The organism is Enterobacter cloacae complex sp. I1M, assembly GCF_014982425.1.
GTDB classification, from domain to species: domain Bacteria; phylum Pseudomonadota; class Gammaproteobacteria; order Enterobacterales; family Enterobacteriaceae; genus Enterobacter; species Enterobacter intestinihominis.
In genome coordinates this window covers 26449-49924 of the sequence record NZ_JADCLG010000035.1, presented here as the reverse complement: position 1 = coordinate 49924, position 23476 = coordinate 26449, and the positions used below count along the sequence as shown (strand labels likewise).

Here is a 23476-nt window from a genome sequence, read left to right as displayed (position 1 = left end):
CATTTAGACGTCTAAGCGTCTTGATTGCCAGAGACTAACATCGTGTTATAGTGTCAGCAACATAAGTATTACAGGCAGGCATACTACAATGAGCAATAACCCGTTGATCCCGCAGAGTAAACTTCCGAATCTCGGCACGACGATTTTTACGCAGATGAGCGCCCTGGCGCAGCAGCACAACGCCATTAACCTCTCACAAGGTTTCCCGGATTTTGACGGGCCGAAATATTTGCAGGAGCGTCTGGCGTACCACGTTGCGCAGGGAGCCAACCAGTATGCGCCGATGACCGGCGTGCAGGCGTTGCGTGAAGCCATTGCGGATAAAACGGCGGAGTTATACGGCCATAAGCCTGACGCGAACAGCGATATCACGGTAACCGCAGGGGCGACCGAAGCGCTGTATGCGGCGATAACCGCCCTGGTGCGTACGGGCGATGAGGTGATTTGTTTTGACCCGAGCTACGATAGCTACGCCCCGGCGATTGAACTGGCCGGTGGCGTGGTGAAACGCGTGGCGCTCCAGCCGCCGCATTTTCGTCCGGACTGGCAGGCGTTTGCCGCGCTGCTGAGCGATAAAACCCGGCTGGTGATCCTGAATACGCCACACAACCCATCGGCGACGGTGTGGCAGAAAAGCGATTTTGCCGCCCTGTGGCAGGCCATCGCCGAACGTGAAATCTATGTTCTGAGCGACGAGGTGTATGAGCACATCTGCTTTGCCGAAGAGGGTCATGCCAGCGTGCTGGCGCATCCGCAGCTTCGCGAGCGCGCAATCGCGGTATCATCATTTGGGAAAACCTACCATATGACCGGCTGGAAGGTAGGGTACTGCGTGGCGCCCGCCGCCATCAGTGCTGAGCTGCGTAAAGTGCACCAGTATTTGACGTTTGCCGTAAACACACCCGCCCAGCTGGCGCTGGCGGATATGCTGCGCGCTGAACCTGAACATTACCGGGACCTGCCAGCTTTTTACCGTGCGCGGCGGGATCGGTTTGTGACTGCCTTGAGCGAGAGTCGGCTGGAGATCCTGCCATGCGAAGGCACCTACTTCCTGCTGGCGGACTACAGCGCGATTTCCGATCTGGATGATGTCAGTTTTTGCCAGTGGCTGACGAAAGAGGTGGGCGTGGCGGCCATTCCGCTGTCGGTGTTCTGCGCCGATCCCTTCCCGCATAAACTGATTCGTCTTTGCTTTGCGAAGCAGGAGTCGACGCTGCTGGCAGCGGCTGCGCGCTTAAATTCGCTCTGACTATTCAACCGTCCAGGCTTCTGAAAAACGACGGTCCGCGAAGAGTTCCAGCAGACCGTTGATTTGCTTCAGTCGCAGCACTTCATCGCTGTCCATACCCAACTCCAGGCCAATTTTCTGCTCACTCCAGCCCATAAGCACCAGTTCTCGCACGATTTCTGACATGGCATTGATCTGGTGGCGTCCACGCGCGCGGTTGTGACGAATGGTTGTAGCCATGCGATCGAACTTTTCCTGGCGTGCTTTACGCAGGCAGGTAACAGGGAGGTAACCTTTAAGTTGACGCTTCAGAATAGCCCGATGACTGCCAAGCTCATGGCGATGGAATCCATCGACAATTTCATAGCTCTCAGGCGCATTTTCCGTCACAACGATAGGTTGTGTGAATCCATCCAGCTCCAGTGATTTGCTGAGCAACCGCTTCTCCGCCGGAGCGACATTATTTGGGTTGTAGTCATTGGCGGTGATGTCAGTTTGTTTTATCCACAATACGCAGTCGACGGGTTGATTATTAAAAGGGCTGATTTCGTGTAATGCCTGGCGAAAGGCATTAATAGCGCCGATTTTCTCTTCTTCAGAAAGGGCCTGCAGGTACGTCTGCATTTCTCTGATTATTTGCTGCTGCATAAAATCCCCCATTCCTTGCGTTTGGCTTTCACTCTTTCGCTGTAGCGTTGATAGTGTTTAGGTTTGTTTGGACTAAATGAGAGAGCCCGGCACCAGTAGTCATTGTTGAGTAAAACCTTGCAAATGCGTCGCCAGGAAGGGATATCTTTTGCGCCAATGTCACCCTCCTGCGTATCGGGAATATCCTCCAGGCCTCGCTTTTGATACCAGTGGAGATAAATTGCGATTTTATTTCGGTAATGTTCCGCCGTATTTTGCGGCATGCTGTCGAGTAGCAGCATGGCGTATTCGCGCCAGCCGAGATGGTCAGGTTTCAGGATCTTCCGGTGGCCATAAAAATGGTTATCGTGCCCGGCATAAATACCTCCACTTCGCACGCCGCAGGCGCGTTCACACATAGCCGCCCAGCGTTCGGGTTCAATGACATGATAGAGCCATAAGCCCTGACGCTGTTCCGGACCAAACGGTTCGCAGATGCGCATATAACGCGGCGGCACCCCAGCCTTGTACATCAGGTCGTATAACGGGTTATAGCAACATTTTGATTTCGCGAACCACGTCCAGATGTCGGCGGTTTTCCAGTCGTACAGTGGGTAGATATACCAGGCGTGCCCACCCGGGGCGACGGTCGTCCAGGGTTTATCGTCAGAAAAGCGCTGCTTACGCGCCGACGCGATAGCCAGAAAGCGGTTGTAAGATTCATCGGCGCGGATCCCCACCATGACTGCGGCAGGACGTCTTTGCGCATACCATTCGGCAAACTCGCGCACGAAGGCTTCAAACGTCATTCCCTGCTGATAAAAATCGAAATAGTGATAATCGGTAATGGCATCTTCTGGTGGCTGGCGAACCCAGTTTGTTCCGGGTTCCCAGCACTGCCATTCAGGTTGAAACTGTGACAGGGCGTTCTGGGTCGTGAGCGGAAGCGCTACCCACCAGAACTGGTGGATAACATCCCGATAGAGCGTTTTCATAGCGTCAACATGCTGAATGGTCGACGAGAATTGCGCTTCCCAGTCCAGAAAGATGACGTCTATTTTTCGCTTTAATTGCCGTGCTTTCTGGGCAACAAGATGCAGCATCACGGTAGAATCTTTTCCACCGGAAAAGGAAACGCATACCCTGGGGAAATTGTTAAGCGTCCAGTGTATGCGTTCCGCAGAAGCGTCTAAAACATTTTCCTGTAAAGGGATTTTATAGTTCGACATGATTAATCGCGTCCTGCGTGTTAAATGTCTTGGGAAAATCAAAACGATATTATGGAATTATTTATCCTTAATTTCACGGAGTCATTTTTTTCGGTTCGCTTTAATTATATTCACCATGCAAATGTATTTTACGCAGACGGCGGAGAAACGCAGAGCTTATGCATTTTTTCAATGAATGTTGAAAAAACAGAGCTATTCAGTGATGAACGGCCGTAGAGCATATAGATCTTTAATTCAGGCAGCGCAAACGGTGGCTCAAGCCTTTTTAATTTCAAAGATTCTTTAAATGTTTCATAGATCGACACGGGGATATAGCCTAACAAATCAGATGAACTGACCATAGAGATGAGAGAGCTAAGGGAGTCGGTGCGAAAAGCAATATTTCTTTCCGGAAAAGCGTCATTGGCCCGACTCTGGAACTCTTTTACACCCGGATGAGCACTCTGGTAAAAAGTGAATTTCTCCTGGTATAGCGCGTCCACTGTAGCTGTGTCAGCGAGCCTTGGGTGGTCTGCTCTACAGATTAAGGCTATCGGCACCGTAGTGAAGTGGGTGCAGACCACAGAGCGATTGTGGATAGGTGCGATAGAGAAGATGAGATCGGCTTTACGATAGGCCAACAAATCTTCCGCTGATTCGGAGGAAATAAGCATATCTCTTTGTTCTATCTCATAATTCTCCTCAGATATTAAAAGCTTCAACGGTTCCAGCATCGAACCAGGAGACACCATTTGAGTGCAATAGATAACGAACTTTTTCTTGATGTCCGAGTGATGCATCATGTTGATCGTCTGCTCAAGCTGATTGAGATTTTTTTCCAGATGATGATGCAAGTTGGTACCTACCGTGGTGGGCGTAATTCCCTTCCCTGAACGGATAAACAGGGGGTCATCAAGCTGACCGCGCAGGCGTTGCAGCGACTGGCTGACGGCGGATGGTGTGATATAAAGCGTCTCGGCAGCCCTACTGATACTGAGATGTTGGTAAATGCATTCGAAGATAACTAACAGATTGAGATCGAATTTTTTTAGGTCGTAGAGGTTTGCCATGTTTCGTCCTGAGTGAGTTGAGTTTGCTGTCGTTATCACACCATGGAGTACGACAGAGTGTAGTTACCCTTTACAATCCGTGTGAATAACTCGCTTAATTTAAAATTTAAGTGATCTTAATATATCACGGCTTTGGATTATTGAAACATATCTTCAAGAGTTATTAAGATAATTTTATCTTTAAAGTGTGATTGAATTATTTGAATGACAAATGGCGTTTATATATAGCGTGAAACCCATAATGAAATTAAATTTATAATGTTTCAATGACCTGTTCGAATCTGCCTATCACAGCCATAGGCAGGACTATCCCTCTTATGCATTGCTCATTGCGCGCAGGGGTGCTGTAATCAAACCGCTGTTACGGCCTTGATACAAGGTATGTAGAGCGCAACGCAACGCCAGCTTCGGCTGGCACTGAATGTACCTGCGGGGAATTCAGGTATCAGGGCCGCCCGTTGAGGCGGCCTTTTTACTTTCAGGCTTTCCTGTAAAAGGTTCACCTTGCTGTCTTGTTGCTGTTGTAAGGTTTGGCTGATTGATTTGATAAAGCATACGCATTAGCCCCGATGAACAAAGTTGGTTACCTTACACCTCAACGAAAACACGGAGGAAGTACAGATGTCCTTGATTAACACCAAAATTAAACCTTTCAAAAACCAGGCGTTCAAAAACGGTGAGTTCATCGAAGTTACTGAGAAAGATACCGAAGGCCGCTGGAGCGTGTTCTTCTTCTATCCGGCTGACTTCACCTTCGTTTGCCCGACCGAACTGGGCGACGTTGCAGACCACTACGAAGAACTGCAAAAGCTGGGCGTAGACGTTTACTCTGTTTCTACCGATACCCACTTCACCCACAAAGCGTGGCACAGCAGCTCTGAAACTATCGCGAAAATCAAATACGCGATGATCGGCGACCCGACTGGCGCCCTGACCCGTAACTTCGACAACATGCGTGAAGATGAAGGCCTGGCTGACCGTGCGACCTTCGTTGTTGACCCGCAGGGCATTATCCAGGCTATCGAAGTTACCGCTGAAGGTATCGGCCGTGATGCATCTGACCTGCTGCGCAAAGTGAAGGCGGCTCAGTACGTTGCTTCTCACCCAGGCGAAGTGTGCCCGGCGAAATGGAAAGAAGGCGAAGCAACGCTGGCGCCATCTCTGGACCTGGTCGGCAAGATCTAAGTCTGTAAAGCCTGGCGGCGCTACGCTTGCACAGGCCTACAGTATCGTAGGCCGGGTAAACGAAGTGCCACCCGGCAATCAATGGGCGCTCCCCGCGCCCATTTCATTCCAGCACCATGATGCAAGTTGCATTCAGGCAGCCCGTATAAGGCGGCTTGCATGATGACGTTTTAAGAGAGGGAAGAATAATGCTCGACACTAACATGAAAACCCAGCTCAAGGCCTACCTTGAGAAACTGACCAAACCTGTTGAGCTGATTGCCACGCTGGACGACAGCGCGAAATCGGCAGAAATCAAAGCGCTGCTGACAGAGATTGCTGAGCTGTCGCCGAAAGTGACCTTCAAAGAAGACAACACGCTGGCAGTCCGTAAGCCTTCTTTCCTGATCGCCAACCCAGGGTCTGACCAGGGGCCGCGTTTCGCGGGTTCTCCGCTGGGGCACGAATTTACGTCCCTGGTGCTGGCGCTGCTGTGGACCGGTGGTCATCCGTCAAAAGAAGCGCAGGCGCTGCTGGAGCAGATCCGCGATATCGACGGTGATTTTGAGTTTGAAACCTATTACTCGCTCTCCTGCCACAACTGCCCGGACGTGGTGCAGGCGCTGAACCTGATGTCAGTGCTCAACCCACGCATTAAGCACACGGCGATTGACGGCGGTACGTTCCAGAACGAAATCACCGAGCGCAACGTGATGGGCGTTCCGGCGGTTTACCTGAATGGTCAGGAGTTCGGCCAGGGGCGTATGACGCTGACCGAAATCGTCGCCAAAGTGGATACCGGCGCAGAAAAACGTGCGGCAGAAGAGTTGAACCAACGTGATGCGTACGACGTGCTGATTGTTGGCTCCGGCCCGGCGGGCGCGGCGGCAGCGGTTTACTCCGCACGTAAAGGGATCCGTACCGGTCTGATGGGCGAGCGTTTCGGTGGTCAGGTTCTGGATACCGTAGACATTGAAAACTACATTTCCGTGCCGAAAACCGAAGGCCAGAAGCTGGCCGGGGCGTTGAAAGCGCACGTCAGCGACTACGACGTGGATGTCATTGACAGCCAAAGCGCCAGCAAACTGGTTCCGGCAGCGGTCGAGGGTGGTTTGCACCAGATTGAAACGGCGTCCGGCGCGGTGCTGAAGGCGCGCAGCGTGATCATTGCCACTGGCGCGAAATGGCGCAACATGAACGTGCCGGGCGAAGATCAGTATCGCACCAAAGGCGTGACCTATTGCCCGCACTGTGACGGCCCGCTGTTCAAAGGTAAACGCGTAGCGGTGATCGGCGGCGGTAACTCCGGCGTGGAAGCGGCTATCGACCTTGCGGGGATTGTTGAACACGTTACCCTGCTGGAGTTCGCCCCTGAGATGAAAGCGGACCAGGTGTTACAGGATAAAGTACGTAGCCTGAATAACGTCGACATTGTGCTCAATGCCCAGACGACAGAAGTGAAAGGCGACGGCAGCAAAGTGACCGGTCTGGAATACCGTGACCGCGTGAGTGGCGATATTCACAGCGTACCGCTGGCGGGGATCTTCGTTCAGATTGGCCTGCTGCCAAACACCACCTGGCTGGAAGGCGCAATTGAGCGCAACCGCATGGGCGAGATCATCATCGATGCGAAATGCGAAACCAGCGTGAAGGGCGTATTTGCGGCGGGCGACTGCACCACCGTGCCGTACAAACAGATCATCATCGCCACTGGCGAAGGGGCGAAAGCGTCGCTGAGCTCGTTTGATTACCTGATCCGCACCAAAACTGCATAATAAAAGAAAGCAAGACGACACCTGCAATACAAGAGGCCACCAAAAGGTGGCCTCTTTTTTTATCTGACGACCATCACCGGAATGTGGGTGTGGCGGATCACGCTGGAGGCGTTCGACCCCAGCAGGTGCGTGGTAATAGACGGGTTGCGCGAACCAATCACCACCACGTCTGCGTTCAGCTCCGCGGCCAGTTCATTAACGGCGTCACGCACGCTACCGAACCGGACGTGGGTTTTTATGCGGGAAGGATCGATGCTGAAGTGCCCGACCATGGTTTGCAGGCGCGTCTCGGCTTCATGCTGTAAATGCTCTTCAAAACGACGCACATCAGCAGCGAAACGATGCAGGCTCAGGCTGGCAGAGCCCGGTAAAACATGCAGAAGATGAATAACTCCGTCCTGCTGCGCGAGAAATTCCGCGTGACGTACAGCCTTATCACTCAGTTCCATTTCGAAAACATCAACCGGCATAATGATTGTTTGATACATAACCGTTTCTCCTTGTTTATAAACGCTGAAATCATTCAACCACAAAATATAAAAGGTTTCTGTAATCCCGACAGCACTTTTTTATCTCGCCAGGATAAATCTCAAAACAGCCGGATTCCGGGGCAGATCCCGAGAGGTAGCTACCCTTTTATAAGCTTACCCACACCCTTTCGGAGGTTGCATGAAAGCTCTCACCTATCACGGTCCACATCATGTTCGGGTCGATAATGTCCCCGATCCGGGCATCGAACAGCCTGACGATATCATCCTGCGCGTAACGGCCACGGCGATCTGTGGTTCTGATTTGCATCTTTATCGCGGAAAAATTCCCAAGGTCCAGCACGGCGATATCTTTGGTCATGAATTTATGGGCGAGGTGGTGGAGTGCGGGAGCGAAGTGAAGAACGTGCAGAAAGGTGACCGGGTGGTGATCCCGTTTGTGATTGCCTGCGGTGACTGTTTCTTTTGCCAGATGCAACAGTACGCGGCCTGCGAAAACACGAACCGCGGGCAGGGCGCGGCGCTGAACAAAAAGCAAATTCCCGCCCCTGCCGCGCTGTTTGGCTACAGCCATCTTTACGGCGGCGTGCCGGGCGGACAGGCGGAGTATGTGCGCGTGCCGAAAGGCAACGTGGGGCCGTTTAAAGTGCCTCAGCTGCTGTCAGACGACAAAGCGCTTTTCCTGTCAGATATTCTGCCTACCGCCTGGCAGGCGGCGAAAAATGCGCAGATCCAGAAAGGCTCCAGCGTCGCCGTATTCGGGGCCGGGCCGGTGGGGTTACTGACCATTGCCTGCGCGCGGCTTCTCGGCGCAGAGCAGATTTTTGTGGTTGACCATCATCCCTATCGACTGCGGTTTGCCCAGGAGCGCTACGGCGCGATCCCGATTAACTTTGATGACGATAACGACGCGGCGGAGAAAATCATTGAGCAAACGGCCGGGCAGCGCGGGGTGGATGCGGTGATTGATGCCGTCGGGTTTGAGGCCAAAGGCAGCACGACGGAAACGATCCTCAGTAACCTGAAAATTGAAGGCAGCAGCGGCAAAGCCCTGCGCCAGTGCATTGCTGCGGTGCGACGCGGCGGCGTGGTCAGCGTGCCGGGCGTGTACGCCGGTTTCATCCATGGCTTCCTGTTTGGCGATGCCTTCGATAAAGGGCTGAGCTTTAAGATGGGGCAGACGCACGTCCACGCCTGGCTGGGAGAGCTGCTGCCGCTTATCGAAAAAGGGTTGCTTACACCGGAAGATATTGTGACCCACTATCTTCCGCTGGCTGATGCGGAGCGCGCCTATAAGATCTTCGAAAAACGGGAGGAGGAGTGCCGCAAGGTGATCCTGGTGCCTGGCGCAGATACCCCGGAGGCAGCGCAGCAGAAAGTGAAGGGACTGGTGAATGCCTTCCCCGGCGGCGTTGTGTGAGGTTTCGTCCCCACGGCACTACAACAGAGTAAGCGTGGATTAAGCGGTTTTTGTCCGATATAAGACAATCGGTGAATTTGCGGAAAGAGGATGCAGGTGCATCCTCTGTGCAAAGCGGGGTCGCTTGTTCAGAAGGGATTAACGCAGGTAATCGCCAGCGGCTTCGGGCTGGTAGAGCAGCTCAAGCACTTCCAGATGGGCTGAGGCGCCGCCCGGGAGTTCCCAGTGGATAGTATCGCCCGTGCGCAGTCCAAGCAGCGCCGCGCCCACGGGTGCCAGCACCGAAAGCTGCATGCTGCTGTCGGTCATCTGCGCCGGATAGACCAGCGTACGGGTGAGTTCCTCCCCGGTGGTCAGGTTGCGGAACTTCACCTGGCTGTTCATGGTGACCACATCATGCGGCATGGTCTCAGGCGTACACATTTGCGCCCGGTCTAGCTCTTCGTTCAGCGCATCGGCAACCGGCAGCGAGGCGAATTCTGGTTTCTCCAACAGTCGGTCAATACGTTCTGCGTCGAGTTCATTGATGATAATCGTAGGTCTGGACATTTTTACTCCATGTCGTTAATGCTGCGTGTAACGCAGAAACCAATCCAAAAGAAAACCCTCGCCGTCTGGCAGCGAGGGTTTAACTTATCTGATGATACTGTCTGAAACCCTAAGTTTGAAGTGATGAAGGTCACATTCGTGCGCCATATGAATTTTTGGCAATAAACCCGGCATCCCGATTCACGCTTAACGGAAATTTCGTTACGCTGGTAAAACTTAAACCGGGCAATGCGCGTTGCAGCCCCAGCGTAGAGAGAGCGATATGTACTTTTACCAACCGTCTCAGGGGCACGGCCTGCCGCACGACCCGCTGAACGCCATTATCGGTCCACGTCCGATTGGCTGGATTTCATCCTGTGATAAGGCCGGTCAACTGAACCTTGCCCCGTACAGCTTCTTTAACTGCTTTAACTATCGCCCACCGATCATTGGTTTTTCCAGCAACGGCTGGAAGGATAGCGTGCGGAATATTACCGAAACGGAAGAGTTTGTCTGGAACCTCGCAACGCGCGATCTGGCTGAGGCGATGAATGAAACCTCCGCCACACTCCCTCATGGCGAGGATGAATTTACCTTTGCCGGCCTGACGCCCGTAGCCAGCCAGCTTGTGAGCTCGCCGCGCGTGGCGGAAAGCCCGGTGAATTTCGAGTGTCGATTGTCACAGTGCATTCAGTTGACCGGCGCGGATGGGACACCGATTGATACCTGGCTGGTGCTCGGCGAAGTGGTGGGCGTCCATATCGCTGAGAGTTTGCTGGAAGAGGGGATTTACCAGACCGCGAAAGCGCAGCCCATTCTGCGTGCGGGTGGACCGTCAGCCTACTACGGCATCAGCGACAGCCATCGCTTCGATCTGGTACGCCCGGATGCGCGCAGGAACAATCAGTAACCGGCTTTATCGATAACGAACTGTTTGCCGCAGTTACCGGGATGCGGCTGTAGCGCAAAGGAACTGGCTGAGAGCGGGTTGTTAATGGTGCTGGATTTTAGCGAGATCTGCATCTCGGTCAGATAAGCCGGATTGCCATGGCAGGTAAGCTTGAACGCTTTTACGTTCTGTTTCCCCCAGCTTTTGGCCACGGCTGCATCAAAGTCGCTACGACGGACGGTTTTGCCATAGTTTTCCGCCAGAAATTTCCCAACCGCACTATTTTTCACTTCCTGGTTCATGCGCACCATGGTGCCGAAGTAAGCGTCGGGATCAAAACCAAAGCAGACGCCGTGTTTCGCGTATTCATAACGTTCAAGGCAGGAGTTGCCGCCCGCGCCGGGCATCACGCTGTTCAGCTTCGCCGCGCCCGTTAGCGATAGTCCGGTCTCTGCGGCGTCACATTTGCGGCTGGCTTTTGCTTCCGGCAAATTCGGAACCGGACGAGTGGCACAGCCGAAGCGCATCCAGCGGCGTTCATCCACTCCGCGAGCGGCAATAGATTTCGGCAGCGCTGGCCATAAGCCGTGGACGGTCAGAAAATCGGTTTTGTTGCTGCTCTCTTTTTGCAGGCGACACTCTTCCGGTTCGTCACGGTTGCGTTCGACCATACTCTGGCAAAATCCCGTTTGCCAGGAAAGGGCCAGAACGTAGCGATCGAAATCGCCGTACTGGGTTGGCTTAAGCGGATCTGCCTGAATTGAGAAGACACAGAGTGCAAGCGCTACTGCGCCAGACGGTATAACGATATCCTTCCTGAACATTTGCTTTCCTGATTGGTTGGGCGCGATTAATTTCTGGGGGTTATTAAAGCACAAAAAGCGCCCGCAGGCGCTTTTTGGAAAGCAGGAATTTCGCTTAGGCAGCGCCGGGAACCAGCACTTCGGTGGCGATAATAACGATAATCAGGCCAACCAGCACCGGCACTGACGTGCGTTTTACCACTTCAAACGGAGAGATTTTTGCCATCCCCGCCACCGCAACCACCACGCCCGATACCGGAGAAATGGTACGACCCAGGTTGGAGGCCTGGAGCATCGGAATGGACAGGTAAGCCGGGTTGATGCCGGAGGAGTGTGCCAGCTTAGGGATCATCTCAACAAACGCATAGAACGGCGCGTTACCGGAGCCGGTAGTCATCGCCGCCAGCATGGTCAGTACCACCAGCACCAGCATCAGGATAATGCTGGCCGAGCCGAAAGAGGTGGCGATAGAGATCAGGCTCTGGATAAAGCCGATTGTGCTCAGCCCCTGAGCAAACACCCCTGCGGCAACCAGCAGCATCACCACGCCCGCGAAGGCATCCGCCATGCCGCGGAAGGCGACTTCAAGACCCGTGAACACCTTCTGGGTATTAAAGCCACGAACAAATTCCAGGATGGCCGCCAGCAGCATACAGATCACCAGGATAGTGATGATGTGCAGCTGAGGGCCCCATTTGCCGTCAAAAATAAGCACGCCAATAATCGGCGTGAAGGGCAGGATGGAATAAAACGCCGGGGCGGTAGTGGTGATTTCACTGACGTCCATCATCTCATGGCTGACGTTCTCTTTCTTATCGAGGTAGCGTTGCCAGAAGAAATGCGCCACGCCCATGCCGAGAATAGCGGTGATGGAGATTGGCAGTGTAGTTTTGAAGGCGAAGTCAATCAGCGACATTTCCGCGGCTTTCGCGGCCAGCACCACGTCACCGGAAGTAGGGGAGAGAATAATCGCCGCCGGAGAGGCGCAAATAGCCGCCGCTGCGCCACGGCTGATCCCGACGTTAACCATTACCGGGAATAACGTCGCCATTAACAGCACGCCAAGGCCTGTTGCTGAGGAAACGGCTAATGACATCAGACAGGCCAGGAAATAAGCCGCGACCATCAGCAGATAGGGGGAGTTAATATATTGCAGCGGCTTAGAAGCCAGCTTCACCACCATATCATTCGCACCGATATGGGTCATATAGGCAGCAAATCCGCAGAGCATCATGATCATCATGCCCAGGTCGCCGCCGCGGCTCATCAGCAGAATTTTTATATATTCCACAATATCGGTAGCGGTATATCCGGTGCTGGCTTCGCTGGCGGGTAAAACCTGATGACCCATTAGCGCGCTAATGATCAGCAGCGTCAGGCCGCCGACAAATAGCACGCCGGTGGCTGAGTAACCTTTAATGATGTAGCGTGCTACACCGACAATGACCACGACTCCAATGAGGAGTTCGAGAAAAGTAAGCATGATTTCCCCTGTATCCTTGCTGCCCGAGAGACAAATAATCAATAAAAAAGAAGCCTGAAATGTGCCGAATAAATGGCCAGTCCTTGCTGATTAAAATCAAGAAAGAGACTACTAAAGGCAATGATGACGATATTTTTGCTAACCCTGCGTCATTTATATTAAGACGTTATTGACCTGATGAATAGATATTATATGTCATTAAATTGATGGTGAAGTGTTAAGGTTTTGAGTATTACTTGCCGACAATCGATTTAAAAACGTAAATCTCTTTAAAACTACTTCTCTTTCATTCTTTTGCCTGCTTATACTCGGTTCACTTTTACCCTATCCGACGATCTGAATATGCACGCCAGCTGGACGTATCGCATGCGCTTTATCAAAAAACATCTGCTGATGTTTTTGCTGGCGTTTGGCTGGCTGTTAATCCAGAGTCAGGTGGCCGTCGCCTCCCATCAATGTTCAATGGATTTGCGCGGTGAGGTGGCCACCATCCAGCATATGGATATGATGGCGGAACCGGGGCTGCATTATGCTGCCGGTGCTTCACCGCTGTGTGAAAAACATTGTGTGCCGGATCAGGTACAAAAAGATCCTGCCCAGCCGCATCTGGTGGCGCTGCCTGCCGCCATGACCCTGACCTTAACGACGCCAGAGTGCTCATCTGCAAGCCATTCTGCGAGGTCTGTTACCCCTCCTGCTGTGGGGCCGACGGCAACGATCCGCTATTGCCGGTTTCGGGAGTAAAAACCTGTTAATTCGTTGATTTTATTTACTTAACGTTTAACAGGAGTTTTATCATGCGTACCCTATTCCTTTCCGCGCTGGTTGGCGCGTCCATCTCTTTCGCTTCTTATACCGTTCAGGCAAACCAGACCTGGCAGGGCCGCGGCGTGGTTCAGTCGATCTCTGACAATGCCGTCATGCTCCGTCACGAGGCCATACCGGAACTAAAATGGCCAGCGATGACCATGCCGTTTACTTTATCTGCCGGCGCCACGCTGAATGGCGCCAAACCGGGGGATGAGGTGACCTTCACGCTTGAGCGTGCGGGTGACGGTTTCCAGATTATCTCGCTGACGTCAGCGCGCTAAGCGAGGTCACCATGAAACAACACACACTGAGCCTGTGGCTCGGTGGGGTGTTGTTCGGCCTGTTAACCTCCGCCGCGCAGGCGGAGCCGTGGACGCTCGAACACACCATGACCGAAGCCCAGCGCTACTCGGCAGAACTCTCCGCCAGCCGTAACGAAGCGCAGGCGCTGGATGCGATGGCGGATTCCGCCACGCAATTACCTGATCCAAAACTGAAATTCGGTATTGAAAACGTGCCGGTACAGGGCAGCAACGATCGGCGGCTTACGCGCGAAGGGATGACCATGCAGAAGGTTGGCATCATGCAAAGCTACGTCAGCTCAGAGAAGCGGGAACGTAAAGCACAGACTTTTCAGGCGCAGGCGCGAAGCGTGCTGGCAAAATCCGAGGCCGTACGTGCCGCGCTTCAGCGTGATACCGCCCAGGCCTGGCTGGATCTGGCGCTGGCACAGCAGGCGCTGAAAACGGCCAGAACGCTGGTCCGTGAAACGGAACGCCAGCGGGGCGTGCAGAAGGCGAGCGTCGGGGCGGGAGGCGCAACGCCGGACAGCGTACTGGCCCTGCAAATGATCCTCAGCGCCATGCGCGACAAAGAGACGCTGGCGCAGCGGGATGTGCAGCTGGCGCAAAGCCGTCTGCTGGAGCTAACAGGGCACGCTATTACGGCGGTTCGCGGTCCGCTGCCGCGCTATCAGCGCCTTCCTGCCGATGAAAAAACGTTGCAGGAGGGGATTGCCAGACACCCGGAAGTGGAGGCCGCGCGACGTGAAGCAGAGACCGCGAAAGCGCGTTCAGCGCAATCTGCCGTGGCAGCGCTACCCGATGTGGATGTGGAGGTCTATTACGCCCACCGCGCCGAAGGCTATGACGATATGGCTGGCGTGATGTTCAGCGTGGATCTGCCTCTGTTCCAGTCAAAACGTCAGGACAAGGATTACGCCGCCGATGTTTCCCGCTCAATGCAGGCGGTGGATCAACTGACGCTGCTCAAACGCGAACACATTGCCCAGGTGCAAACGCTGGTGGCGCAGTATCAGGCTGCGCAAACGGTGTGGCAGCGTCAGCGGGACGAGGTACTACCGTTGCAGCGACAACGGCTGGCGGTGCTGACGGCGCAATATCGTTCTGGACAGTCGGCGCTTCCGGCCCTGCTGGAGGCGCGTCGTGGCGTACTGGATACGGAACTGGCGGTGAACCAGGCGGAGCGCGAAATGGCGCGAACCTGGGCTGCCGTGAACTGGCTGATCCCGCAGGAGCTGGCGCAATGAAAAAAACAACGTTAATGGCGATTGCCATCGCGATAGCTGCCTTTGGCGGCTATTTTGTCGGACAGAAGCAGACGCATCAGCCGGATGCGGCTTCACAACCATCAGAACGCAAGGTGCTTTACTGGTACGACCCCATGGTGCCCGGTCAGCGCTTCGATAAGCCGGGTAAATCCCCTTTTATGGATATGGATCTGGTCCCACGCTACGCCGATGAAGCGCAGGCGGCGTCAGGCGTGGCCATCAGCACTCAACAGCAGCAAAACCTGGGGATGAAAACCGCCAACGTTGAGAGGCGCCAGCTGGTTTCGCCGTTCTCGGCCTTTGCCACGGTTGCAACGGATGAACGTAACGTCTCGGTGTTGTCAGCCCCGGCCAATGGCGTGGTGTCAAAATTGTTTGTTAATGCGCCGCAGCAGCAGGTAAAAGCCGGAGAGGCGCTGGCGCAACTGTGGATCCCGCAGTGGACCGCCGCCCAGCAGGAGTATCTCGCGGTTCGTCAGCTTGGCGATGCCGCATTGACCCGCGCCGCTCGCGAGCGGCTGGCGTTGCAGTTTATGCCAGAAGAGGTCATTCGTTTGCTGGAGCGTAGCGGTAAGCCGCAGACCACGCTCATTCTGCGCACCGACCGGGCGGGCTATGTGGTGAAGCTGGACGTGCGGGAAGGGGCGCAAATCACCGCAACGGCGCCGCTGTTTGAGATCGCCAGCCTCGATCCGGTCTGGCTGGTGGTCGACTACCCGCAAACGCAGGCGCAGTCTCTGACGGTGGGCAGCAAGGTGGTAGCAACCTCAGAAAGCTGGCCGGGGGAGCAGTTCCACGGCACGGTCAGCGAATTGCTGCCGCAGATGGAGGCGGCAACGCGAACCCTGAAAGCCCGTATCGTGCTGGAAAATTCCGCACATAAGCTGAAGCCGGGCATGTACCTCTCCGTCAGGCGTGCGCAAGAGCTGAAAGGCCCGCCGGTGCTGGCGGTGCCGGAAGAAGCGGTGATTAACAGCGGAGAGTCTGCGCGTCTGCTGCTGGCTACCGGGGACGGTTATTTCCAGCCTGTGACGGTGAAAACCGGCCTGACGGCGCAGGGCTGGACGGCGATCCTGTCCGGGGTCAAAGAGGGCGATAAGGTGGTGACGTCCGGGCAATTCCTGATTGATTCCGAAGCCAGCCTGCGTAGCGTGATGCCGGAGGTGACGCCATGATTGCCGCTGTGATTCGCGCCTCGTTGCGTAACCGCCTGCTGGTGATCCTGGCCGCGTTGATGATGGCCAGCTGGGGCTGGTGGGCGGTGCAGCGCGCGCCGCTGGACGCGTTGCCCGATCTGTCTGATGTGCAGGTCATTATCAAAGCGAGTTACCCCGGGAAAGCGCCGCAGGTGATTGAAGATCAGGTGACCTGGCCGCTGACAACCTCCATGTTGTCTGTGCCGGGTGCCAAAACCGTGCGCGGTTTTTCAATGTTTGGTGACGCTTATGTGTATGTGCTGTTTGAGGATGGCACCGATCTTTACTGGGCGCGATCCCGGGTGCTGGAATATTTAAGCCAGGTACAGGCGCAGTTTCCGCCGGGCGTGAAGGTGTCGCTGGGGCCGGATGCGACGGGCGTGGGCTGGATCTACGAATATGCGCTGATCGACCGTAGTGGAAAACACAGCCTGGCAGATCTGCGGGCCCTTCAGGACTGGACGCTTAAGTTCGAGCTTAAGACGGTACCGAATGTATCTGAAGTGGCAAGCATTGGCGGAATGGTGCGTCAGTATCAGATCGTGGCGGACCCGGCGAAAATGCGCGCGCTGAATATTACCCACAGCCAGCTATCCGGCGCGGTGCAGGCCGCCAATAAAGAGAGCGGCGGCGCCCTGCTGGAGATGGGCGAAGCGGAGTATATGGTGCGGACAACGGGCTATTTGCGCTCGCTGGAGGATTTTCGCAATGTGGTGATCGCCACCCGCGATGGCGTACCTGTCCTGCTGAAAGATGTCGCCACCATTGGCATTGGCCCGGAGATCCGCCGGGGCGTGGCGGAGCTTAACGGTGAAGGGGAGGTTGCTGGCGGCGTAATCGTGATGCGCTACGGGCAGAACGCGCTGGAAACCCTTCGCGCGGTAAAAGCGAAACTGAGCGAGCTGCAAAAAACGCTGCCGCAGGGCGTCGAGATTGTTCCGGTCTACGATCGCTCCACGCTGATTGAGGAGTCGGTCAAAACGCTGACGCACAAGCTGCTCGAAGAGTTTGCCGTGGTGGTACTGGTGTGCGCGCTGTTCCTGTTCCACCTGCGTTCCGCGCTGGTGGCGATGGTTTCTCTGCCGCTGGGGATCCTCGGGGCTTTTGTGGTGATGCACTATCAGGGCATTAACGCGAATATGATGTCGCTCGGCGGGATCGCCATTGCCATCGGAGCGATGGTGGATGCGGCAATTGTCATGATTGAAAACATGCACAAGGTGCTGGAGCAGTGGCGGCATGATAATCCGGGCAAGGAGCCTGCGTCGGGAGAGTACTGGCGTCTGGCGGAAAAGGCGGCGGTTGAAGTGGGACCGGCGCTGTTTTGCAGCCTGTTAATCATCACGCTGTCATTTATACCGGTATTTTCGCTGGAAGCGCAGGAGGGGCGAATGTTCTCGCCGCTGGCGTTCACCAAAACCTGGTCGATGGCCGTGGCCGCCGGGCTTGGGATCACCCTTGTACCGGTGCTAATGGGCTTCTTTATTCGCGGGAAAATCCCGGATGAGAAGGCAAACCCAATAAACCGCCTCCTGATCCGCCTGTATGAGCCGTTGCTTGATAAGGTACTGACCTTCCCGAAAACGACCCTGGCACTGGCATGTCTGCTGCTGATCGCCACGCTCTGGCCGCTGAGCCGCCTGGGGAGTGAGTTTATGCCGCCGCTGGATGAAGGGGATTTACTCTATATGCCCTCCACGCTGCCGGGGATCTCTGCTCGCGAGGCATCGCGGCTGCTTCAGCAGACGGACCGCTTGATCAAAAGCGTACCGGAGGTGGCGAGCGTGTTTGGCAAAGCTGGTCGGGCGGAGTCGGCAACCGATCCCGCGCCATTAACCATGCTGGAAACAACTATCCACTTTAAGCCCCGCGAGCAGTGGCGGCCTGGAATGACGCCGCAAAAGCTGGTGGAGGAGCTCGATAAAACCGTGTCGCTGCCGGGCATTGCCAATGTGTGGGTGCCCCCTGTCCGTAACCGTCTGGACATGCTGGCAACCGGGATCAAAAGCCCGGTCGGCATTAAGGTGAACGGCAATAATATTGCCGACATTGAGCGCGTGGCCCGGCAGATTGAGCAGGTGGTGAAGGACGTTCCTGGCGTCTCCTCGGCGCTGGCGGAGCGACTGGAAGGCGGGCGCTACGTGGATATTCGTATCGACCGGCAAAAAGCCGCGCGCTACGGCGTTTCCGTCGATGAACTGCAAAGCCTGGTCTCCACGCTGGTCGGGGGCGATAACATTGGTGAGGTGATCCAGGGACGCGAGCGGTACCCCATCAACCTGCGTTATCCCCGCGATTTGCGTGATAACGTCGACACGTTGCGGGTGTTGCCGGTAGTAACCGCCAGCGGTAGCCAAGTGGCGCTGGGGGAACTGGCCGATATCGTCGTGACGGAAGGCCCACCGATGCTAAAAAGTGAAAACGCGCGCTTTTCCAGCTGGATCTACGTGGACTTACGCGGGCGCGATCTGAAGTCCGCCGTAGATGAAATGCAAAAACGGGTGGAGGAGAAGGTGCTATTGCCGCAGGGCGTATCTCTCTCCTGGTCCGGGCAGTTTGAATATCTGGAACGGGCGACCGCGACGCTTAAAATAGTCTTACCTGTCACGCTGATGATTATATTCATCCTTTTATGGTTAACCTTCAGGCGGATATCAAATGTCCTGATAATAATGGGGACATTGCCTTTCGCGCTTATTGGTGGGGTGTGGTTATTATGGCTGCTTGAATATAATTTGTCTGTGGCGGGGGCCGTTGGCTTTATCGCCCTTTCCGGGGTGGCAGCAGAATTCGGCGTAATTATGGTTCTATATTTGAATCATGCGCTTGATAAATATCACAGGCTTGAGCCAGAAGGGGGAAATACGGTGCTATTGCGGGCGATCCACGAAGGTGCCGTGCTGCGCGTGCGTCCGAAGGTGATGACGGTCGCCACTATTATGGCGGGACTGCTGCCCATCATGTGGGGCAATGGGAGTGGCTCGGAGGTGATGCAACGTATTGCTGCACCGATGATTGGTGGCATGGTTACTGCACCGTTATTGTCGATGTTAGTTATTCCCGCACTCTACAAATTGTTACATCAACGTTAAAAATGTCAACTGCATGTGCTTATTCAGGCATGCAGTTTATGTATCGTCAGACTATTCTCAGGAACGGGATGGTAATTAGGAATAACACCCATGCTGTTAAGCGTTCATTCAAGTAATCTGTGCTAAGGTCTGCACCGAATACTAAATATGGTAATGGCATTGTGATTGTACGAATTAAATTCCCCCTGATTTTATTGTTTATTATTGCGCAGTTATCATTTGCGTCTGCTGTTAATGCACAGAGCAATACAGCGGATAAAAGCTGGTTCACCACCTTCACGGATAACGTCGCGCAAACATGGAACGAACCTGAACATTACGATCTCTATATTCCGGCCATTACGTGGCATGCACGTTTTGCCTACGATAAAGAAAAAACAGACCGTTATAACGAGCGTCCGTGGGGGGCTGGTGTCGGTCAGTCTCGCTGGGATGAAAAAGGTAACTGGCATGGCCTGTACCTGATGGCGTTTAAGGACTCCTACAATAAATGGGAGCCTATTGGTGGCTACGGCTGGGAAAAAACCTGGCGTCCGTTATCAGACGACAACTTCCGTCTTGGGCTGGGCTATACGGCAGGGTTCACGGCGCGTGATAACTGGAAATACATTCCTGTTCCGGTACTGTTGCCGCTTGCCTCCATCGGCTATGGTCCTGCAACGTTTCAGATGACCTACATACCGGGTACGTATAACAACGGTAACGTTTACTTTGCCTGGATGCGGTTTCAGTTTTAACTGAATTTGTCTGGTAAATCGGCCAAAAAACGCACAGACATTGAAATGTAAAGGATAAAAATCGGACAGCGAAAATTAACGCGACTTTTGTCACTTTTTATCAAAGATCCGCTGGACAAAACGCCTCACAATTGTTGTACTGATACCCGACACAGCATTTGTGTCGTTTTTTAATGTAAAGGTAATTTTGATGTCTAAGATTAAAGGTAACGTTAAGTGGTTTAATGAGTCCAAAGGATTCGGTTTCATTACTCCTGAAGATGGCAGCAAAGACGTGTTCGTACACTTCTCTGCAATCCAGTCTAATGGTTTCAAAACTCTGGCTGAAGGTCAGCGCGTAGAGTTCGAAATCACTAACGGTGCCAAAGGCCCTTCTGCTGCTAACGTAATCGCTCTGTAATTCAGACGCGTCAGCAAGAATTTCAAAACCCGCTCAATGAGCGGGTTTTTTTCGTTATGAATCAACCAAAAAGATAGATCTTCAGAAAGCTGGCGACGATCGCGACGCTTAGCAATACCATACCCACGCCTGACAGATTCTCTCTCATGCTATCACCCTCGTTCAATATTGAGCCAAGAATGACAGACAAAAATTAAGCCAACATTAAGGTTGTCGCGCTTAATGTCCGCTGGCGGAGGAAAATAACCAGAATGCGATCGCAGTCATCGCAAACGAGCCAAGCATGTTAACGGCAATGTTCGTCAGCGCCCAGCCCATCCGGCCTTCCTGAAACAGAAACACCACCTCCGCAGAGAAGGTAGAAAACGTCGTTAAACCGCCGCAGAAACCGGTCGTAATCAATACCTTCCACATAGGGTCGATGTTGGTCATGCGATTAAACCACGCCAGCCCCATCCCGATGATAAATGCCCCGATCAGGTTTGCCGCCAGTGTCCCCATCGGAATGGCCTGATGCAGCGGGTTAAACCGCATGCTTAAGAGCCAGCGCGCAACGCTACCCGTGCCCCCACCAATAAAAACGGCTATAAGTAGTTGTAACACTGTCAATACCTGCTATTTGCTGTGTAAGTGCGTCGAGTGTAACGCTGTTTTTAACCGGGAGACAATTATGTATGTAGCAGTAGGGCAGTTTGCGGTGACGCCGGACTGGAATGAAAACGCGGACAAGTGCATCTCCCTGATGAACCAGGCGAAGCAAAAAGGGGCGGCGCTGCTGGTGCTTCCTGAAGCGTTACTGGCGCGCGATGATGGCGATCCGGACCTGTCGGTAAAGTCTGCGCAAATGCTGGAAGGGGCGTTTCTGAAACGACTGCTGGCCGAAAGCGTCGGTAACGCGCTCACCACCATTTTGACTATCCATGTTCCCTCCACGCCGGGGCGGGCGGTGAACACGCTGGTGGCGATACGTGAAGGCACAATTGTCGCAAGCTACGCCAAACTTCATCTGTATGATGCGTTCAGCGTCCAGGAGTCGCGACTGGTCGATCCGGGGAGTGTAATTCCGCCGCTGATTGAGGTGGAGGGTTTTAAGGTTGGCCTGATGACCTGCTACGATATCCGTTTTCCGGAGCTGGCGCTGAACCTGGCACTACAGGGGGCCGAGGTGCTGGTTCTGCCCGCCGCGTGGGTCAGAGGACCGCTTAAGGAGCATCACTGGGTAACGCTACTGGCCGCACGCGCGCTGGACACCACCTGCTATGTAGTGGCTGCGGGTGAATGTGGCAATAAAAATATCGGGCAGAGCAGGGTTGTCGATCCGCTGGGAGTGACCGTAGCCGCGGCGGCGGAAGCGCCTGCTTTACTGCTGACAGAGATAACGTCAGCACGAATAACGCTTGCGCGTCAGCAATTACCTGTTCTGCGCAACCGCAGGTTTGCGCCACCGCAATTAATATGATGTTTTTTTCAACAATGCTTGATTCACCTTGTTACAGATTGCTATTGTGTGCGCGCGCCTGATGACCGTTAATACGTTCAGGTTTCTTTGGCGCTGAATGCAGCCTGTTTCATGTAAAGAAGGTATTTATGGGTGAGATTAGTATTACCAAACTGCTGGTGGTTGCCGCACTGGTCGTCCTGCTGTTCGGTACCAAGAAGTTACGCACGCTGGGTGGAGACCTGGGTGCTGCCATTAAAGGCTTTAAGAAAGCAATGAACGATGACGACGCGGCAGCGAAGAAAAGTGCCGAAGATGACATCGCAGCACAGAAGCTTTCACACAAAGAGTAATGGCAATGCTGCAAGGCTTGCATAAAAAAACCGGCTCACGAGGCCGGTTTTTTGTTTTACTGTAAATAAGTTTTACAGCTTTATTTCACTTCTTCGCCCTTCGCCTGCATATCGGCGTGATAAGAGGAGCGAACAAACGGACCGCACGCAGCGTGGGTAAAGCCCATCGCCATCGCTTCGGCTTTCATTTCATCGAACTCATCCGGACTCACGTAACGCTGTACAGGCAGGTGGTGACGGCTTGGCTGTAGGTACTGGCCCAGCGTCAGCATGGTGACGCCGTGGCGACGCAGATCGCGCATCACTTCAATGATCTCAGCGTTGGTTTCACCCAGTCCCACCATCAGGCCAGACTTGGTAGGAATATGCGGATGGGCTTCTTTAAAGCGCTCCAGCAGCTTCAGCGACCAGTTGTAATCTGCACCTGGACGCACCTGACGGTAGATACGCGGTACGTTCTCCAGGTTGTGGTTGAACACGTCTGGTGGCGTCGCGGTCAGGATATCGAGCGCGCGGTCCATACGGCCACGGAAGTCCGGCACCAGCGTCTCAATCTTAATGTTCGGGCTTTTTTCGCGGATGGCGGTAATGCAGTCAGCGAAATGCTGAGCACCGCCATCGCGCAGATCGTCACGGTCAACGGAGGTGATAACAACATAACGCAGCGCCATATCGGCAATGGTCTGCGCCAGTTTTTGCGGTTCGTTAGCGTCAGGCGCAACAGGACGGCCATGGGCAACGTCACAGAACGGACAGCGGCGGGTGCAGATGGCACCCAGAATCATAAACGTCGCGGTACCGTGATTGAAACATTCAGCAAGGTTAGGGCAGGAGGCCTCTTCACAGACAGAGTGGAGGCCATTTTTGCGCATCGCCGCTTTGATCCCCTGAATACGCGAAGAGTCAGCCGGAAGTTTAATTTTCATCCATTCCGGTTTTCTTAACAGCGCCTCGCGCTCTGTAGCCACGTTTTTAACCGGGATAAGGGCCATTTTATCGGCATCGCGGTATTTAACACCGCGTTCCATCACAATGGGTTTACTCATAGCGTGCGTGTTCCAGTTGCGAATATCGAAGGAAAGCGTTTCAATTCAAGGGAATGTTGTAATTATCAACTATTTTTGAACGAACGACAGGCAGTATAACATTTAAAGGGGCGGTAAAGCAGCCTGCCAGGTCGCCAATTTGTAAAATAGT

23 protein-coding genes are annotated in these 23476 nt (G+C 54.0%); 14 read left to right on the top strand and 9 right to left on the bottom strand.

Annotation, left to right across the window (positions count from 1 at the left end; genetic code table 11):
- Positions 1 to 88: 88 nt before the first annotated feature.
- Positions 89 to 1249 (top strand): pyridoxal phosphate-dependent aminotransferase, encoded by a 1161-nt coding sequence (locus INF86_RS19125; RefSeq protein ID WP_032676370.1) that lies wholly within the window; start codon positions 89 to 91, stop codon positions 1247 to 1249.
- Here INF86_RS19125 and INF86_RS19120 read toward each other — a convergent pair whose 3' ends face one another.
- From INF86_RS19120 to INF86_RS19110, 3 genes are all read right to left on the bottom strand, one after another.
- Positions 1250 to 1876 (bottom strand): ParB/RepB/Spo0J family partition protein, encoded by a 627-nt coding sequence (locus INF86_RS19120; RefSeq protein WP_032624678.1) that lies wholly within the window; start codon positions 1874 to 1876, stop codon positions 1250 to 1252.
- Positions 1861 to 3084, bottom strand: coding sequence for a phosphoadenosine phosphosulfate reductase (locus INF86_RS19115; RefSeq protein ID WP_063146997.1), 1224 nt, complete (start codon positions 3082 to 3084; stop codon positions 1861 to 1863). The genes INF86_RS19120 and INF86_RS19115 overlap by 16 nt, the downstream gene beginning before the upstream one ends.
- 128 nt (positions 3085 to 3212) lie before the next feature.
- Entirely contained in the window at positions 3213 to 4133 is a 921-nt protein-coding gene (locus INF86_RS19110) for a LysR family transcriptional regulator (RefSeq protein ID WP_022647411.1), read from the bottom strand.
- A gap of 621 nt (positions 4134 to 4754) precedes the next feature.
- On the opposite strand from INF86_RS19110, the gene ahpC reads away from it, so the two are divergent.
- A complete protein-coding gene (ahpC, locus tag INF86_RS19105; protein WP_014882974.1) occupies positions 4755 to 5318 on the top strand; it encodes an alkyl hydroperoxide reductase subunit C in 564 nt (187 codons plus the stop codon).
- 188 nt (positions 5319 to 5506) lie between these two features.
- Positions 5507 to 7072: an alkyl hydroperoxide reductase subunit F gene (gene ahpF / locus INF86_RS19100; protein ID WP_022647412.1), complete on the top strand. Its 1566-nt coding sequence runs from the start codon at positions 5507 to 5509 to the stop codon at positions 7070 to 7072.
- A gap of 59 nt (positions 7073 to 7131) precedes the next feature.
- On the opposite strand, the gene uspG is transcribed toward ahpF, so the two are convergent.
- On the bottom strand, positions 7132 to 7560 hold the full coding sequence (gene uspG / locus INF86_RS19095; protein ID WP_022647413.1) for a universal stress protein UspG: 429 nt from the start codon (positions 7558 to 7560) through the stop codon (positions 7132 to 7134).
- 181 nt (positions 7561 to 7741) lie between these two features.
- Here uspG and INF86_RS19090 point away from each other — a divergent pair, with 181 nt between their 5' ends.
- Positions 7742 to 8980, top strand: a complete 1239-nt coding sequence (locus tag INF86_RS19090; protein WP_015571156.1) for a zinc-dependent alcohol dehydrogenase — start codon at positions 7742 to 7744, stop codon at positions 8978 to 8980.
- Positions 8981 to 9118: 138 nt separating this feature from the next.
- Here INF86_RS19090 and rnk read toward each other — a convergent pair whose 3' ends face one another.
- Positions 9119 to 9529, bottom strand: a complete 411-nt coding sequence (rnk, locus tag INF86_RS19085; protein ID WP_022647414.1) for a nucleoside diphosphate kinase regulator — start codon at positions 9527 to 9529, stop codon at positions 9119 to 9121.
- 262 nt (positions 9530 to 9791) lie between these two features.
- Here rnk and INF86_RS19080 point away from each other — a divergent pair, with 262 nt between their 5' ends.
- On the top strand, positions 9792 to 10418 hold the full coding sequence (locus INF86_RS19080; RefSeq protein WP_023299579.1) for a flavin reductase family protein: 627 nt from the start codon (positions 9792 to 9794) through the stop codon (positions 10416 to 10418).
- Here the strand turns inward: INF86_RS19080 and rna are convergent.
- Together rna and dcuC are read right to left on the bottom strand one after the other, a co-directional pair.
- A complete protein-coding gene (gene rna / locus INF86_RS19075) occupies positions 10412 to 11221 on the bottom strand; it encodes a ribonuclease I (RefSeq protein ID WP_155025409.1) in 810 nt (269 codons plus the stop codon). The two genes, INF86_RS19080 and rna, sit on opposite strands and share 7 nt — an antisense overlap.
- A 94-nt stretch (positions 11222 to 11315) precedes the next feature.
- Entirely contained in the window at positions 11316 to 12683 is a 1368-nt protein-coding gene (gene dcuC / locus INF86_RS19070; RefSeq protein WP_017382481.1) for an anaerobic C4-dicarboxylate transporter DcuC, read from the bottom strand.
- A gap of 342 nt (positions 12684 to 13025) precedes the next feature.
- Here dcuC and INF86_RS19065 point away from each other — a divergent pair, with 342 nt between their 5' ends.
- From INF86_RS19065 to cspE, 7 genes are all read left to right on the top strand, one after another.
- Positions 13026 to 13427 (top strand): hypothetical protein, encoded by a 402-nt coding sequence (locus INF86_RS19065; RefSeq protein WP_193543813.1) that lies wholly within the window; start codon positions 13026 to 13028, stop codon positions 13425 to 13427.
- A 53-nt stretch (positions 13428 to 13480) separates the two neighbouring features.
- A complete protein-coding gene (locus tag INF86_RS19060) occupies positions 13481 to 13774 on the top strand; it encodes a copper-binding protein (protein ID WP_193543812.1) in 294 nt (97 codons plus the stop codon).
- A gap of 11 nt (positions 13775 to 13785) precedes the next feature.
- Positions 13786 to 15042, top strand: coding sequence for a TolC family protein (locus INF86_RS19055; RefSeq protein WP_193543811.1), 1257 nt, complete (start codon positions 13786 to 13788; stop codon positions 15040 to 15042).
- Complete coding sequence (locus INF86_RS19050) at positions 15039 to 16238, top strand: efflux RND transporter periplasmic adaptor subunit (protein ID WP_193543810.1); 1200 nt, start codon at positions 15039 to 15041, stop codon at positions 16236 to 16238. Before INF86_RS19055 ends, INF86_RS19050 begins: the two co-directional genes overlap by 4 nt.
- Entirely contained in the window at positions 16235 to 19351 is a 3117-nt protein-coding gene (locus INF86_RS19045; protein WP_193543809.1) for an efflux RND transporter permease subunit, read from the top strand. The genes INF86_RS19050 and INF86_RS19045 overlap by 4 nt, the downstream gene beginning before the upstream one ends.
- A gap of 161 nt (positions 19352 to 19512) precedes the next feature.
- Positions 19513 to 20088, top strand: coding sequence for a lipid IV(A) palmitoyltransferase PagP (gene pagP, locus INF86_RS19040; RefSeq protein ID WP_193543808.1), 576 nt, complete (start codon positions 19513 to 19515; stop codon positions 20086 to 20088).
- Between the two features lie 190 nt (positions 20089 to 20278).
- Positions 20279 to 20488, top strand: coding sequence for a transcription antiterminator/RNA stability regulator CspE (cspE, locus tag INF86_RS19035; RefSeq protein ID WP_002439184.1), 210 nt, complete (start codon positions 20279 to 20281; stop codon positions 20486 to 20488).
- 219 nt (positions 20489 to 20707) lie between these two features.
- On the opposite strand, the gene crcB is transcribed toward cspE, so the two are convergent.
- Positions 20708 to 21091: a fluoride efflux transporter CrcB gene (crcB, locus tag INF86_RS19030; protein ID WP_017382474.1), complete on the bottom strand. Its 384-nt coding sequence runs from the start codon at positions 21089 to 21091 to the stop codon at positions 20708 to 20710.
- Positions 21092 to 21158: 67 nt separating this feature from the next.
- Between crcB and INF86_RS19025 the strand changes: the two genes are divergently transcribed.
- Both INF86_RS19025 and tatE read left to right on the top strand, forming a co-directional pair.
- Positions 21159 to 21947, top strand: coding sequence for a deaminated glutathione amidase (locus tag INF86_RS19025; protein ID WP_023299586.1), 789 nt, complete (start codon positions 21159 to 21161; stop codon positions 21945 to 21947).
- A 128-nt stretch (positions 21948 to 22075) separates the two neighbouring features.
- Positions 22076 to 22279 (top strand): twin-arginine translocase subunit TatE, encoded by a 204-nt coding sequence (tatE, locus tag INF86_RS19020; protein WP_022647424.1) that lies wholly within the window; start codon positions 22076 to 22078, stop codon positions 22277 to 22279.
- 80 nt (positions 22280 to 22359) lie between these two features.
- Here tatE and lipA read toward each other — a convergent pair whose 3' ends face one another.
- The gene (lipA, locus tag INF86_RS19015; protein ID WP_006809637.1) at positions 22360 to 23325 is read right to left on the bottom strand and encodes a lipoyl synthase; all 966 of its coding nucleotides are present in this window, start codon (positions 23323 to 23325) and stop codon (positions 22360 to 22362) included.
- Between the last annotated feature and the right edge of the window lie 151 nt (positions 23326 to 23476).